At 50.4% G+C, this 13,898-nt stretch carries 12 protein-coding genes and 1 tRNA gene; 8 read left to right on the forward strand and 5 right to left on the reverse strand.

Going from position 1 to position 13,898, the window contains the following annotated elements; all coding sequences use genetic code 11:
- Positions 1 to 608: 608 nt before the first annotated feature.
- Entirely contained in the window at positions 609 to 1,121 is a 513-nt protein-coding gene (locus F4Y39_07945; protein MYC13646.1) for a sigma-70 family RNA polymerase sigma factor, read from the forward strand.
- A gap of 53 nt (positions 1,122 to 1,174) precedes the next feature.
- On the opposite strand, the gene F4Y39_07950 is transcribed toward F4Y39_07945, so the two are convergent.
- Together F4Y39_07950 and F4Y39_07955 are read right to left on the reverse strand one after the other, a co-directional pair.
- Complete coding sequence (locus F4Y39_07950) at positions 1,175 to 2,776, reverse strand: hypothetical protein (GenBank protein MYC13647.1); 1,602 nt, start codon at positions 2,774 to 2,776, stop codon at positions 1,175 to 1,177.
- Positions 2,777 to 2,797: 21 nt separating this feature from the next.
- A complete protein-coding gene (locus F4Y39_07955; GenBank protein ID MYC13648.1) occupies positions 2,798 to 4,138 on the reverse strand; it encodes an aminotransferase class III-fold pyridoxal phosphate-dependent enzyme in 1,341 nt (446 codons plus the stop codon).
- 282 nt (positions 4,139 to 4,420) lie between these two features.
- Between F4Y39_07955 and F4Y39_07960 the strand changes: the two genes are divergently transcribed.
- The 7 genes from F4Y39_07960 to F4Y39_07990 all read left to right on the forward strand — a co-directional run bounded on the left by F4Y39_07960 (position 4,421) and on the right by F4Y39_07990 (position 9,902).
- Complete coding sequence (locus F4Y39_07960) at positions 4,421 to 5,356, forward strand: RNA polymerase sigma factor RpoD/SigA (GenBank protein ID MYC13649.1); 936 nt, start codon at positions 4,421 to 4,423, stop codon at positions 5,354 to 5,356.
- A gap of 177 nt (positions 5,357 to 5,533) precedes the next feature.
- Entirely contained in the window at positions 5,534 to 6,307 is a 774-nt protein-coding gene (locus F4Y39_07965; protein ID MYC13650.1) for an ABC transporter permease, read from the forward strand.
- A 3-nt stretch (positions 6,308 to 6,310) separates the two neighbouring features.
- Positions 6,311 to 7,054, forward strand: coding sequence for an ATP-binding cassette domain-containing protein (locus tag F4Y39_07970; protein ID MYC13651.1), 744 nt, complete (start codon positions 6,311 to 6,313; stop codon positions 7,052 to 7,054).
- A 3-nt stretch (positions 7,055 to 7,057) separates the two neighbouring features.
- Positions 7,058 to 7,969 carry an MCE family protein gene (locus tag F4Y39_07975; GenBank protein MYC13652.1) on the forward strand — a complete coding sequence of 304 codons (912 nt, stop codon included), beginning with the start codon at positions 7,058 to 7,060 and terminating at the stop codon, positions 7,967 to 7,969.
- Positions 7,970 to 7,979: 10 nt separating this feature from the next.
- Positions 7,980 to 8,852 (forward strand): hypothetical protein, encoded by an 873-nt coding sequence (locus tag F4Y39_07980; GenBank protein MYC13653.1) that lies wholly within the window; start codon positions 7,980 to 7,982, stop codon positions 8,850 to 8,852.
- A gap of 169 nt (positions 8,853 to 9,021) precedes the next feature.
- A tRNA-Pro gene (locus F4Y39_07985) sits at positions 9,022 to 9,098 on the forward strand.
- Positions 9,099 to 9,200: 102 nt separating this feature from the next.
- On the forward strand, positions 9,201 to 9,902 hold the full coding sequence (locus tag F4Y39_07990) for a response regulator transcription factor (GenBank protein ID MYC13654.1): 702 nt from the start codon (positions 9,201 to 9,203) through the stop codon (positions 9,900 to 9,902).
- Positions 9,903 to 10,112: 210 nt separating this feature from the next.
- On the opposite strand, the gene F4Y39_07995 is transcribed toward F4Y39_07990, so the two are convergent.
- From F4Y39_07995 to F4Y39_08005, 3 genes are all read right to left on the reverse strand, one after another.
- Entirely contained in the window at positions 10,113 to 12,710 is a 2,598-nt protein-coding gene (locus F4Y39_07995) for an ABC transporter substrate-binding protein (GenBank protein ID MYC13655.1), read from the reverse strand.
- A gap of 32 nt (positions 12,711 to 12,742) precedes the next feature.
- Positions 12,743 to 13,183 carry a DUF5069 domain-containing protein gene (locus tag F4Y39_08000; protein MYC13656.1) on the reverse strand — a complete coding sequence of 147 codons (441 nt, stop codon included), beginning with the start codon at positions 13,181 to 13,183 and terminating at the stop codon, positions 12,743 to 12,745.
- 167 nt (positions 13,184 to 13,350) lie between these two features.
- Positions 13,351 to 13,860 (reverse strand): hypothetical protein, encoded by a 510-nt coding sequence (locus F4Y39_08005; GenBank protein ID MYC13657.1) that lies wholly within the window; start codon positions 13,858 to 13,860, stop codon positions 13,351 to 13,353.
- Positions 13,861 to 13,898 lie beyond the last annotated feature (38 nt).

A 13,898-nucleotide genomic window follows, 5' to 3' on the forward strand; every position in this document is an offset into this window, starting at 1 on the left:
TATCCACAAGCAAAAAGATAAACTTATCGACAAAGGACATCCTCTTTACAAGCTCATGGACCTCAGGGATCTGGGAGATAAGTTAGACCTGAATCGTCCTCTAACCACAAGGGACGTGGGCCCGGGCTGGGATTGGCAGCCGCTTTACAGGGCGTTACATGGGGCAAATCCCTACCAGGATAATTATCGATAAAACTCCTTGTCTTTGACGCCGACTGGGTTACCGGGAAGGTATCGCGTTTCAGGTTGCGGTACCTGAATCTGTAATACATCCGGGATATACGCGCCCTTTTGTCGGTCGAAATCCGTTGTGTAGAGAAACACACCTATGATTATATTTTTTTTCGAATTTTTACTATAGGACTTTGAAAAGTGCCTTATATTTTGTGTATAGGTGAAGACATTTACGGTTTATTGCCCTGGTGGGAGGTGGCCGCTAATAACGGTCGCCGCCCTGAAAAGGGGCCCGCCAGGGCTCTTTTTGTTTAAGCCTTTGACACCAAAGAGGATTTGAGATATATTGAGATTGATAAAATAAAGGCCAAAGATTACGCCTTTGGCCAGCCCAGCCGCTAATAACGGTTGGATGGGCCTTTTCCACTTTTTCAATGGAAAGGGGCTGTTCAACCGTGTTTTTTTTGGTCCGGCACCCCCTCTCCGCTGCAGTGACAGGAGGTGTCGGTTTGAGCAAGTCCTACAACAAATCCCAAATCAGACTTTCCCGCAGAACGAAATTCAATCCTGATTTCTGGGAAGTTCGGGTTGACCAGAACATCCTTGAACAGTTCTCTCTTGAACAGAATCCGCACTACGAGACAGAGGAAGATGTCCAGGCACGATTTCGTCAGCGTGAGTGGACATCCCGATTAATACCGCTAGTTCTCAAGCTGATGGATGAGGTTCTTACCCCCAGACAAAGGGAAATAGTACACCTTTACTTTTTCAGGAAAATGACCGAACACGAAATTTCCCAACAACTCGGCATTTCAGTTCCCAGCGTGAGCCAACATCTGTTTGGTAAGTCGCGCGGTGGAAAGACGGTCGGAGGCGCGATTCCCAAACTGCGAAAGAAACTGGCCCAGATGCATATTGGAGAATTTGAAATTCCTGATTGCCAGTAGATTCTGCAAGTACACTTTGAAAAGCCCTTAGATGGGTGCAGAGCTTTGGGTCTTCACCGCGGTTCGACGAATATCTCTACTTCGTCGATTACAATTGTGGGAGATGTGGCTTTGGGGTCGCTTTTGGTGAGTGTGATGGATAAGCGGTTGTCGCCGCGTTCGACGAGCGGGTCCGATAGGACAAACCAGCGCGTGGAAAAGACGGGTTTTTCCGTGAGTGCGCGAAATTCGATCCGCCCGCCTTGCGCGGTACAGGGTATGTTTCTGCCGTCTTGTTCCCGTGTCGAATCTACGGTCGTGATGCGATCAGAGGATGCGGTGCGTCCGATGGCTTCGTCGGGGATGGCATGGCCGTTGAGACGCACGTCTAATTCATCGATTCCGGTCAGGCCAAATCCCCGAAAGAGGAGTGTCGCGCAATGTGCGTGTTGCAGGTTTTCGAAGAGTTGAAAGCGAAATTCACCCGTGGGACGCTGTTCGCTGCGCGATAGTCGAAGTTGTTGTGCGTTGATTACGCCTGTGCTGCGTCTGCCATTGGCTCCAAAACCGCTGAATCCGTCCCAGGTGGGATCGAAGATGTAGTGCCGTTCGCCGCGCGCGACGCGCTCGGGGTCGCGGAGCTGGTGGAAGACTTGCATGCCCTGGGGGTAAAAAGGCGGCTGCCACACGGAGGGCACAAAATGGTTGTAGATCGATATGCCATTTGCACCTGCGCCGTACATGGTGTGCGCGAGTGCGCGACAGGTGGCGTGGCTTAAGGGGATGCGTCCGAGGCGGTAGCGCGCGCGGTAGCTGTTCCACGGTAGCAGGCCGGGGTAGAGTAGGCACGCTGTTTCCCGAGTTAGTGCCGCCCATTCCGAATAGGGCAAATTGTGGTCGGCATACATTGTGTCTTGCGGGCTGATGTAGTCGAGCAATCCATTCTGGATCCAATTGCAAATGTCCAGGCCCTGACTCGCGCATTCTGCCGGCGTTGCGTATATGCGGGCGCCAAGCATGAGTTTTTTACCGGTTTCTTTGCCGCGTTCATTCAGCCGCGTTCGGATATTTTGTATGAGGTCTGTCATGAGGTGTGCGCGTTCGGCAGCGTGGTGCGGGGGGAAGTAAGCCGTGTCCCGAAAGCACAGTTCTATGCCGTCAATGTCAAATCCGCAGGCGGCTTCTTCTACGACGCCATAGGTGAATTCTCGGACTTCTCGATGTGTGAAGTCGAGTGCTTCTGGTTCCTGGTAGTTCTGTCCGGGGCGCGGGTCGTGTAATCGCAGATGCGGATTGGATTCAATATATTCGGCAATGCCAACGCCCTGTTTGCGGTTGTGTGCGGCATGGCCGTCGTTCATGCGGAAGCCAGCGATAAATTGCATGCCGCGCCGGTGCGATTGGTTGATGAGGATGTCCAGTGGTTGTATGCCCGCTTCGATTAACGGTCTGAATCGCTGGTGCTGAGGGCGCTGGTCGTATTCATAGTGTTCGGATTGCCAGTAGGCCGTCCATCCTTGAGAGAATACCTCCTGATTGAATATATCTATTCCACTGTCCGCAAGTATATCCACCCATTTGCGCAGGTCTGCTTCTCTTACTGGATCGGGCAATACCGTGCGTGCGATCGTGGATGGGTCGCTCACATAGAGGATCCGATGGGCTGTTTCTGTCATGTTCCCTCTCCATGCCGAGAATTACTTACTCAGCTGTGCCGAGACCTCTACAATGGTTTCACGTATTACATCGACAACGTGCTGTACTTCAGATTCGGTGATGGTGAAAGGGGGACTGATGGCGATATGGTCGCCTTCGACACCATCGACCAGGCCGGGGGCTCCGGGCATGACCAGTACCCCTTTTTCGAAGGCCAGATCCACGATCCTTGCGGTTACCCCTTTTGAGAGGTCGAAGGGGGCGCGCGTGGATTTGTCGGCCACGAATTCGATGCCGATCAGCAGGCCCTTCCCGCGTATGCCCCCGACGATCGGCAGGTTCTGCAGGGGCATGAATTTTTCCAGCATAAGGTCGCCCATCCGGGCGCAGTTCGATACCAGATCGTGCGTCTGGATGTAGTTTTGCACGGCCAGGGCCGTGGCGCAGGAAAGGGCGTTTCCGCCATAGGTGTGCCCATGCACAAAAGAGACGGATTCCCTGTAGATAGCATTGTAGATTTTTTCGTGGACGACGGTTGCGGCAATGGGCGTATAACCGCTACTCAATCCTTTCCCGGTCGCCATAATATCGGGGACCACATCCCAGTGTTCGATGCCGAAGTTGCGGCCTGTCCTGCCAAAACCGGTGACGACTTCATCGACGATCATCAGGATATTGTGTCGGTCACAGATCTCCCGAATGAGCGGGTAGTAGTCCTGAGGAGGGGTCACTCCGGCGGCGGAGGTGCCGAGGATCGGTTCGGCGATAAAGGCGGAGATCGACTCGCTCCCCTCCTGTTTGATGACCCGCTCCAGTTCCTCTGCGCAGTGGAGTTGGCATTCCGAGTGGTCCTTACAGTAGGCGCACCGATAGGGGTAGGGCGGCGGGATATGGGGGAAATTCAGCAGGTAGGGAATATAGTCCTCGCGCCAGGGCGACCGCCCGGACATGGAGAGGGCACCAACCGTATTCCCGTGCCAGGCCTGCCACCGGGAGATGACCCTGTACTTTCCGGGATTGCCGGTTGCGATATGGTACTTCCGGGCGATTTTCATGGCCGACTCTGTAGCTTCGGACCCTCCGGAAACGAAAAAGACCCGGTTCAGGTCTCCCGGCGTGAAGTCGGCGATCCTGTCCGCCAGGTCGATCTGGGGCTGGGTGAGGAATCGGGCGTAGGTGAAACAGACCTTCTCCGCCTGTTCTGCCATGACTTCTGCGATCTCTTTGACTCCGTGGCCGATACTGACCACATGCACACCCGCACAGGCGTCGAGATAGCGCTTTCCTTCCATATCGAACAGGTAAATGCCTTCTCCATGTGATATTTTCGGCCATTCTTTTTTGAGGGTTCTGTGAAAGATGTGGTCTTTATGCCGGGGCATTGTCTTTCCTTTCGTTTACACACAACGTTAAAATCGCGTATCATTGCCAGGTAGCGAGCAAGATAGCCTTTCGGCACCGGTCCCGCAAGCAATTCGGGATCTCTTCCCGCGCACTCACTATTTTGAAACCTTTAGATGTATGGCGTGTATCTAAGATGTAACAAGGGATGGACAGTAATCGAGAAATATGTTCGAGATTGTGAAACTTTGTCAATGTTCAATGCGTTTAAGAAAGGTATATAACAATTCATTAAACAATGCTGGGAGGGGGTGACAATCAAAATGGTAACGCCAACTGTTGTAACAGAATCTCACACCGGGTCGGGTAAAGAGGAACAAGTGGTAGGAGATACAATGGAATACACGCAACAAGGAACGCAGTACGCGCGCGAAGCTTCTGTTCAGAGCTATCTCAAGGAACTGCGCAAGTACCCCCCATTGAGCCGAGAAGAAGAACAAAAAGTCCTTCGCAAGGCCAAACGGGGAAATCAAGCGGCGATTGACAAGATTATTACGTCAAACTTGCGTTTTGTCGTCAGTGTTGCGCTCGAATATCAGGGGCGGGGTGTACCCCTTGCCGATTTGATTGCCGAGGGCAATATGGGTTTGATGGAAGCCCTCAAGCGATTTGACGAAGAACGCGGGTTTAAGTTTATCAGCTATGCCGTGTGGTGGATTCGGCAGTGCATTCTCAATGCGCTCAAGCGCACGTCTAATGTGGTTATGCCTGCAAATCGCCAGGAGGATATGGACCGGATGGCGCGTCGCTGGGGGCAGATGACCCAGGAACTGGGGCGCGTGCCCACGCTGGACGAAGTTGCCAGCGATATGAAGATCAGCAACAAACGCGCAGAGCGGGCGTTGCGCTGTGTGCGCCCAGACCTGTCTCTTTCTATGCCCGTGGATACGGCGGGCGAGCAGCCGCTCCAGAATATACTCGAGGCCGATGAAGAGGATCCAGATCAACTCGTGATATATCGGGATCAGTCCGAGTTCATATTGCGGTCTCTCAATGATTCTCTGGATCCCCGGGAGCGAGATGTTATTCGCGCTTATTTTGGTCTCGACGGAGGTGAGCGCCGGACGCTGAGTGATATTGGCTGTTCTCTGGGTGTTACCCGAGAGCGCGTGCGCCAGATTCGCAACCGCGCCCTTGCCAAGTTGCAGCGATATTTTCGGAGAAATGTTCCGGGTGGAAAAGTGGAAGATCTGGTCTGATACCATCTTATCTTCGGAGTATAAAGGCGGTTCTGGTTTTTCCAGGGCCGCCTTTACTGTGTAAAGCAGTTTTAGCAAATGCTTTGAAAAGGGTTGATTTATTCAAAAATGGAGTGTAGATTCTACACGCTTTCTGGATCCTTTTAACCCGCCTCACTTTTGAGCTTCCCCCTCGCTATGGGCCGATTATTTGCATTCCTCGGTGGGCAACTCGCCGCATTTTTTATCCAGGTTTTCCAGATGTTTTGCTACGGCGTCCAGTGCGTGACGGAAATGCGGCATATCTACCTCTATCGACATCAGATTATCGGACAGTGTTATGCTGTTGGTGTCAGCTCTCTGCCTCTGGTCTGCCTGATTTCGGCTTTTAGCGGGATGGCGATCGCTATTCAGACGGCTTATCAGATGGAAGAGTACGTGCCCGACTATATGGTTGGTGCGCTTATGGTCCGCTCTGTGATACTCGTGCTGTCGCCTATTTTGTTGGGTCTCGTGCTCGCGGGCAGGGTGGGTGCGGGCGTTGCGTCTGAACTCGGCACAATGAAAGTCTCAGAGCAAGTGGATGCGCTCGCGTCAATGGCTGTCGATCCAGTGGGGTATCTCATGTTGCCCCGAATGCTCGCTGGCGCAATTATGGTTCCAGTTCTCGTGATTTATTCCTTTTTGGTCGCGAATATCTGCGGGTTTGGTATGTCGATGATCAAGATGGCTATTACGCCTACAGAATTGGTCAAAGGTATGAAGCTCTATTTTGAGGTGTATGATGTTTTTGTCGGGTTGGTCAAATCCTTTGTTTATGGTGGGTTGCTGACGTTTATGGGGTCTTACAAGGGGCTTTGCACTGCAGGCGGCGCACAGGGCGTTGGACGGGCTGCTACGGCTGCAGTTGTGATATCTTCTGCGCTGGTTCTCATTCTCGATTATTTTTTAACACACGCGTTGTTGTATTAAACTATGGCAAATGAAACGGCTATTGAGTTTGTCGAGGTGTTTAAGTCTTTTGAAGCACAACCCGTGCTGAAAGGGCTTGACCTGCGGGTTCCCCGGTCTGAGATTACGACGATTTTGGGACCGAGTGGATGCGGCAAAAGTGTGACCTTAAAGCATGTGATTGGGATTGAGCGGGCTGATGAGGGAAAGGTCGTCGTTGCCGGTTATGACATGGAGCGGATTCGCCATGGCGAGTTGATCGAGTTGCGCAAGCGCATCGGGGTTTTATTTCAGTCTTCGGCACTCTTTGATTCTATGACGGTGAAAGAAAATGTGGCTTTTGGGTTGCGTATGCACACCAGGATGTCCGAAGAAGAGATTGCAGAGCGCGTGCATATCTGTCTCGATGCCGTGCGGTTGGCGGGTACAGAGGCCAAGATGCCGGTTGAGTTGTCGGGGGGAATGAGAAAACGCGCGGCTCTTGCGCGGGCCATTGCGATGGAACCCGATTTTATTCTTTACGATGAACCCACAACGGGTCTGGATCCAAATACATCCAGTGTTGTGGGTGACTATATATTGAAATTGCAATCGGAACTCAATGTGACATCGGTGGTCGTCACCCACGATATGCCCCTTGCCCGGCGCGTTTCAGATCGGGTTGCTCTGCTCTATGACGGCAAAGCTGTGGTTCAAGGTGCAATGGAAGATGTCGAGGCATCTGGCAATGAGTTTTTTGAATTATTTATTCAGGGCAAGTTGGGGTAACTTATGAGAAATCGTCGGCAAGAAATTATTCTGGGTGCAGTTGTATTTTTTGCAGCCGTTATTCTGGTGGTCGGCACGGTGTGGCTCTCTGAGCGCTATGCAGGTGCGGCTGGCGGATATCGCATCCATGCTAAGTTCGACAGTGTACCGGGGCTTCAAGTGGGCAATCCCGTGACGTTTCGCGGGGTGCGGGTGGGAAAGGTATTGTCTATTACCCTTGAGGATGGGCTGCCTTTTGTTGCGCTCGGGTTTGCCTCAGTGAGAGATTTACCCGTGGATTCTCGTTTTTTACTCAAATCCGATGGTCTGCTGGGTGGGCAGATGATCGAAATTCAGTTGGGAGAGTCGGAACAGCGTCTTCCAGATGGCGCTGTTGTGGAGGGGACTTCTGCTTCTGATCTCGATGCGATGGTGTCTGAAAGCAGGCTTATGATCGAAAAGATTCGCAATGCAGTAGATGGCGTAGCCAGTGGTAACAATCTCGCGCATCTGGAAAGCGTTCTTTCGCGTATTGATACGACCACGTACTATCTCAACCGATTATTGAATGACGATAATCTGGGTAAGGTCGATAAGATGCTCGACAGTTTGGCGGTGGCGACGGGCGATGCGAGTGGTTTGATGCGGGATAATCGCGAAAATTTGAGTGTTGCAGTGACCAATATAGCTGTGACGATGGAACGCCTTGCGCGGATTTCAGCACAGATGGAATCGACTTCGGTTGCAATGCAGAATACATTTGCAAATCTCGATGATATTTCCAAAGGGATACGAGACGGACGCGGTACGGTCGGGCGTTTGGTTAAGGACGAAGCGGTGTACGAGCATCTGGATCGCACACTGACGTCTGTGGATAGTCTTATTGAAGATATCAAGCGGAATCCCAAACGCTATCTCACCATTGAGATATTTTGAGGAGTTCACTATGGTTATCAAGATTCTGCTTTTGCTCGTTGCTCTTGCATCTACAATCTCAGCTACCGATCTGGCGTGGTTTCATTGGAAAGATAATGACGCGATCTCTTTTGGAGGGTTTGTACCCGAGATGCGAGCCGTAAAAGCAATTGTGGGAGAAGGTGATGAGGCACCGCGCATTGTGTATGGCGACCGTCATGGGGCAGTTTATGTGCTGGAAATGCAAGGGGGGCGCTTTCGAGAGGTGTGGAGAAGTCCTCCACTGAGAGCGGAGATTGCAGAAGTTTTTGTTCTGGATATCGATGTCGATGACGAGCTCGAGATCGTTGCATATACCCATGCTGGAGATATTGCTTTTTATCGTGCCAGCGATTTTCATGAGATATGGCGAAGCACGGACGATGAGTTTGCATCGGTTTCGGCTATGGTGATTGAAAATATCGATGACGACCCGCAACTCGAGCTGGTGTTTTGTGGCGAGGATGCCGCAGAGAGTCGGAGCTATCGACCGCCGGGTGGCTCACGCGATAATTCCGATCAGGATCGCGCTGCACAAATTGGGCGCTTGTTTGTGTTTGATTGTAAAAATCTGTTTTTAGAATGGCGCAGCGAGCAGGGGCTGTGGGCACAGAGTATGGCTGTTGGCGATCTCGACGATGACGGTGAGCTTGAGATTGCACTCAATACGGGGTTTGTTATTGGCGCGACTTATCAACGTGTTGAGTGGGAATACCTCGATGGCTTTGGTGATAAGATTGGGTACGCTGATCTCGATGGCGATGGCATACCCGAGTTGATCGGCGAGACGAAAAAGCCCCGTCAATTTATTCGCATTTTTGATGTGGATCTGCAATCCGAAAGTTTTTTGAGTTCGGGTAGGTAGAAGTGTGAAGTGTGAAGTAGGAAGTGTGAAGAGCAGCAGGCGTGACGATAGGAATAGCGATTGTCATTGCGGCATGATTTTGAGCCGCAATCCAGAAGATTTTCGCTGATCGCTTGTTTATCTTGACGGTCTCTGGCAAAATGGGTAAATTTATTCACGAACGAGTTGTCGGAGCGTAGCGCAGCTCGGTAGCGCACCATCTTGGGGTGATGGGGGTCGCTGGTTCAAATCCAGTCGCTCCGACCATAATAATACAGGGGTTATGTATTTATTGCATAACCCCTTGTTTCATGGCTAAACGGATTGAACAGCGTGAAGGAATAGGTCTCAAATCTTTCAGGAGGCATTATGGACAAGCAGAAAATTCTGATTGTAGATCATGACCTGCTTGTAATCTCAGAGCTTGCAGGATTCTTGTGGGATGAACCCTATGAAATATGCCTGGCAGGATATGGGGTAGAAGGTCTTGAAATTTTAAGACAAGAGGAGATTGATCTTGCTGTTGTTGAGCTACATGTAGAGGGTATAGATGGTATAACGCTATTGAAGCATGTGAAGGAGGAAAAAATTCAGACAGCTATGCTGATCATGACAAGTTTGCGATCTGCAGAATTGGGCGAACAACTGATCAAGGCTGGCGCTGCAAGTGTATTTGACAAACCAATAGAGAGAGATGTTTTTTTGACACAGGTCAAAAGATATATGCCTCCACGAGATATGTGGAAGACCAGATTTGAAGTATTTTTGGAGGATCATTACAGCAATCCAGATCTAAAATTTGAAGACGTCATGCGCTATTTTCGATTTTCTAAGTCGCATGGTTACGCATTGTTCAAAAAACATTTGGGCAAGGCCTTCCGTGAATCATTGAGAAAGGTTAGAATTGAAAAGGCAAAATTATTGATTGAAGAAACGCCATTGCCAATTTTTGAAATTGCAGCACACTGTGGTTTTCGTTCATCATCGCGTTTAAACGAAGCTTTTAAGAGATTATATGGCATGTCTCCTCGTGCTTATCGGCAAAAAGAGGACATACGCGTAAGAAATTAGACATATAATGCAAAAAAGTGGACATACGCGTAATAAATCAGACGTACGCGTAATTTTTTGCTGTTGAAATTGTAGTCAATTGTGTTATTATTTGGAAACGTGTGAATAAAAACTCAGGAAAAGCTCAACGGCTGCGGGTTGTTTTTCTGGATCCTACCAGAAAATTAGGGACCGGTCCTCCCTTCCCGCAGCCTATTTTATTTTTATTATCTATGGATTGAAGACCTCAAATTTACCATTTCTGACGATCAGGATAATCGGGTTGTAAATCGCGTCTCCATTGGCGTCAAAAGAGAATTTGCCCAAAATTGTGTCCAGGTTTGTGATATGCGCCATTGCGTCTCGAATCGCTTCTGAATCAGTTGATGGGGCAGCGGCGATGGCGTGTGCGAGGATATAGACGGTGGTGTATGCTTGTGCGACGAATTCGTCTGGTTCGGAATGGTATTTCGTCATGTAATTTTCGACAAAGGCGCGATTTCCAGGTGTGTCAGACATGCTGCTCCAGGATGTAATGCTAATCGCTCCTTCGGCGGCATCACCCGCGCGTTGTACATTGCCTGTGGTCAAAGATACCGTGATAAAGTGAATTTCGGCGGGGATGCCGATTTGCCGAGTCTGGATCAGAACGGCTTCCTTTTCCACGGGTAATGCGGAGAGGAAGATGGCGTCTGGGTTCAATTCTTTTATTCGGGTTAATTGTTCAGAGAAGTCGGTGTCGCCGGTTTGAAAAGTTTCTGAGATGATCACTTCGACGCCATTCTGTTGGAGTGCGTCTGTAATCGCCTGATGATTGCTCTGGGAAAAGACATCATCACTTTGATATATGGCAGCGACTCTCTGATAGCCGAGTTTCTCATGTGTGGTCTTAACACTAACGGGCACGAAGCGATCTACGGTAATAATCGTGCGAAAGACAAAATCGCCTATTTCGCTGAGGCCATGGGCGGCGGCGGTCGGGCTAATCGCCACGATCCGATTTTGTTGGGCAATGGGAAAAGCCTCTCGAGTCGTAGTTGAGGCGAACGGGCCGATGATGACAGATACGCCATCTCGATGAATCAGTTTATTATAAGCTGCAATTGTTCCCGCTGAGGTGGTCTCATTGTCTTCTATAATAAACTCGATTCTCTTTCCGCCGAGTAGCGGTGATTGGTTGATTTCTTCGCGCGCGAGTTCGAGACCATTTTTTATCGCAGGGCTAAGTGTCGCAAGATGGCCTGTCAGAGGTAAGACGATGCCAAGGGGTATTTCTTTTTTTTGCGGTGACGAGCTAAAGACTTCGAGTTTGCCATTTCTAACGATCAGTACAATCGGGGTGTAAATCCCATCTCCATTGGCGTCAAAAGAGAATTTGCCCAGGATTGTGTCCAGGTCTCTGGTTTTTGCCAGGGCGTCTCGGATGGCTCTTGAGTCAACTGATTGGGCATTGGCGATGGCGTTCGCCAGGATATGGACGGTGGCATAGGATTGTGCGGTGAATGCGCTGGGTTCAACGCCGGCTCTCATCGTGTAATTTTCGACGAAGGCGCGATTTCCCGGCGTGTCAGCCGTGCTGGTCCATGCGGTAAAACTAATCGCTCCTTCGGCAGCGGCACCTGCGCGTTCTATTTCACCGGGGGTCAGGGTCTGCGTGATGAAGTGAACTTCGGGGGGAATACCGATTTGCCGAGTCTGGATCAGTATATCATTTGCCTCTGTTATTGGTAGCGCAGAGAGGAAGATGGCGTCTGGATTCGATTCTTTTATTCGGGTTAATTGATCTGAAAAGTCGGTCTGACCAACCTGGAAGGACTCTGTGATCAGAACCTCGACGCCGTTTTGAAGGAGTGTTTCTTTGATTATTGCGTCGCTATTTTGGGCAAAGACGTCGCCAGCCTGGAATATTGTGGCTACCTTTTGATAGCCGAGTTGCTCATGTGTTGTTCTGACACCGCCGGGTATAAGCCAGTTGACCGTGAGACTGGTGCGGAAGAGAAAATCGCCCATTGCGCTGAGGCCAGGGGAGGCTGAGGTTGGACTAATCGCCACGACTTCATTTTGTTGGGCGATGGGAAACGCTTCTTTGGCATCACTTGAGGTGAATGGACCGATGATGACGGATACGCCATCGCGATGAATCAGTTTGTTATAAGCTTCGACAGAGCCTTCCGGGGTGCTGCGATTGTCTTCCATAATGAAATTGATTTTTGCCCCGCCGAGTAGCGATGAACGGTTAATTTCTTCGCGTGCGAGGTCGAAGCCAGCTATAAGCAACTGACCACCTGCACCGAGTTGACCCGTCAGAGGCAGGACGATGCCAATGGTAATTTCTGCTGGGAGACCTTCTAATGTCAGTTGTGCTTTCTCGCCGATGGGCAAGTTGAGCCGTACTTTGTCGCCTTCGTTAATTGGAATGCTGGACCAGGATCCGATCTCAATTCCGTCCTGTGAGGCGCGCGCTTGATAATACCCATTGCCCGCTGTGATCTCTATCCGCGTTTGACCGTTCTCATCGGTCGTATTTGACCACTGATAATCCGGTTTTTGTCCCGCAATAGAACGCGCAAATTCTACTTTTGCCCCGCTCACAGGTGCGTCATTCTGCTGCACAGTAGCTATGACTACAGCGTTTTGCTGGGCAGCCAATTTGCTCAGGGGACGGCCAATTTGTTCGTCTGTCCCGATTTCTGACTGCGTTACGCGGTCACCGCCACAGTTCCATATTATTCCTGCGGCAAGGGCTATTGCGATTATAACGCGAATATTTTGCAACATGGTGGTCTCCTGAAAGCGGTATAGAGAAAATCCCAGAATGGTTTTTCCCATTCTGGGATTTTTTGTGCGAGATGGTCGGGTGTCTATCCCGTCAGTTGTGCGTGAAATTCTGTCCAGTCATCGAGGTTGTTCAAGTTGACGGCGTCGAGAATTGTGCCGTCGTCGTCAATGCCTGCTGCACCGAGGATGGCCCCGCGGACATCGTCTGCGTGGTTATAACCCTCGATTGCCGCGTTGAGTTCTGCAACGGCATTGCTGTCGAGGCTGCCGCCGCTCTGTGCGATTACCCATGCTTCGAATTCCGGATAAGATGGTATATTTTCAGTGAGATAGGCGACGGTGGCATCGCGGTCGAGACCCAGTCCATCGAGAACCATCTGGTCGTAACCCATGCCGCACTGGTCATATCCTTCTTCGAGGTTGCCCGTGGCGCCCAACAGGACTTTGCTCCACAGGCGAGGAAGGTGGAGTACGCCCGCTGGTCCTGCTACACCTGAACTGATGAGGGGGATTGTTCCTGCCATTTTTTACTCCTTTTGAATATGGTTCATCGACCAGCACGCGAATGATTGGGGAGGTGCTGGTGCGATCTGAACCGCGTTAAACGAATCAGCGAATCAACGAATAGACGAATAGACGAAGCGAGGTACAACTGGTTCAAGCCAGTTTGTCAGCGCATCGGTATGGTCGTTTATTTTGCCAAAACACCTTTTTGATCTTTGTTGAGTGTCCACGTATCGACTATACCGTTTGAATATGTTATGGTAAGTTGTGTGCCGATAAATTCATATTTCGTTCCGTTATCGTGGGTGAGTGTGACGCGCGCATCGTCAGAGGAGATTTGTCCCGTGCCATTTTGGGGGGTTGTGTCATAAACTACATCTGTACTATCTGTTTCTACCGAGCCGATTCTGAGTTTGGATTGGTATGTAAATGCCATGTCCTGAAGATCGTATAAACGGTCGATGACTCTGATGCTCTGTCTGTCGTCGGTTACGGAAAGATGTACTTTAGCCTGGGTGGGTGTGGTTGGAAACCATTCGATGAGGCCGCTGATTTGCGGGCTCTGGATGATTTCACCCTGCGCGGGTTTGCGAGATTCCAACAGCCAGGTTCCGCGAAGCTCTGCCTGGTATTTGATGTCGTCGCCACAACCAATTAATAAGGCACAAAAGACGAGTGTTATAGATGTGCGCCACATAAAAATCTCCTGTCAAAACATCGATGCAAATAGAATCC

Source organism: Gemmatimonadota bacterium, assembly GCA_009838845.1.
Taxonomy (GTDB): Bacteria; Latescibacterota; UBA2968; order UBA2968; family UBA2968; genus VXRD01.

Coding starts and splice junctions, on each gene's coding strand:
- F4Y39_07955 (MYC13648.1), bottom strand. CDS start 4,138: ATGCCCCGGCATAAAGACCACATCTTTCACAGAACCCTCAAAAAAGAA.
- F4Y39_08000 (MYC13656.1), bottom strand. CDS start 13,183: ATGGCAGGAACAATCCCCCTCATCAGTTCAGGTGTAGCAGGACCAGCG.
- F4Y39_07960 (MYC13649.1), top strand. CDS start 4,421: ATGGTAACGCCAACTGTTGTAACAGAATCTCACACCGGGTCGGGTAAA.
- F4Y39_07950 (MYC13647.1), bottom strand. CDS start 2,776: ATGACAGAAACAGCCCATCGGATCCTCTATGTGAGCGACCCATCCACG.
- F4Y39_07980 (MYC13653.1), top strand. CDS start 7,980: ATGGTTATCAAGATTCTGCTTTTGCTCGTTGCTCTTGCATCTACAATC.
- F4Y39_07945 (MYC13646.1), top strand. CDS start 609: ATGGAAAGGGGCTGTTCAACCGTGTTTTTTTTGGTCCGGCACCCCCTC.
- F4Y39_07975 (MYC13652.1), top strand. CDS start 7,058: ATGAGAAATCGTCGGCAAGAAATTATTCTGGGTGCAGTTGTATTTTTT.
- F4Y39_07970 (MYC13651.1), top strand. CDS start 6,311: ATGGCAAATGAAACGGCTATTGAGTTTGTCGAGGTGTTTAAGTCTTTT.
- F4Y39_07990 (MYC13654.1), top strand. CDS start 9,201: ATGGACAAGCAGAAAATTCTGATTGTAGATCATGACCTGCTTGTAATC.
- F4Y39_07965 (MYC13650.1), top strand. CDS start 5,534: ATGGGCCGATTATTTGCATTCCTCGGTGGGCAACTCGCCGCATTTTTT.
- F4Y39_08005 (MYC13657.1), bottom strand. CDS start 13,860: ATGTGGCGCACATCTATAACACTCGTCTTTTGTGCCTTATTAATTGGT.
- F4Y39_07995 (MYC13655.1), bottom strand. CDS start 12,710: ATGGGAAAAACCATTCTGGGATTTTCTCTATACCGCTTTCAGGAGACC.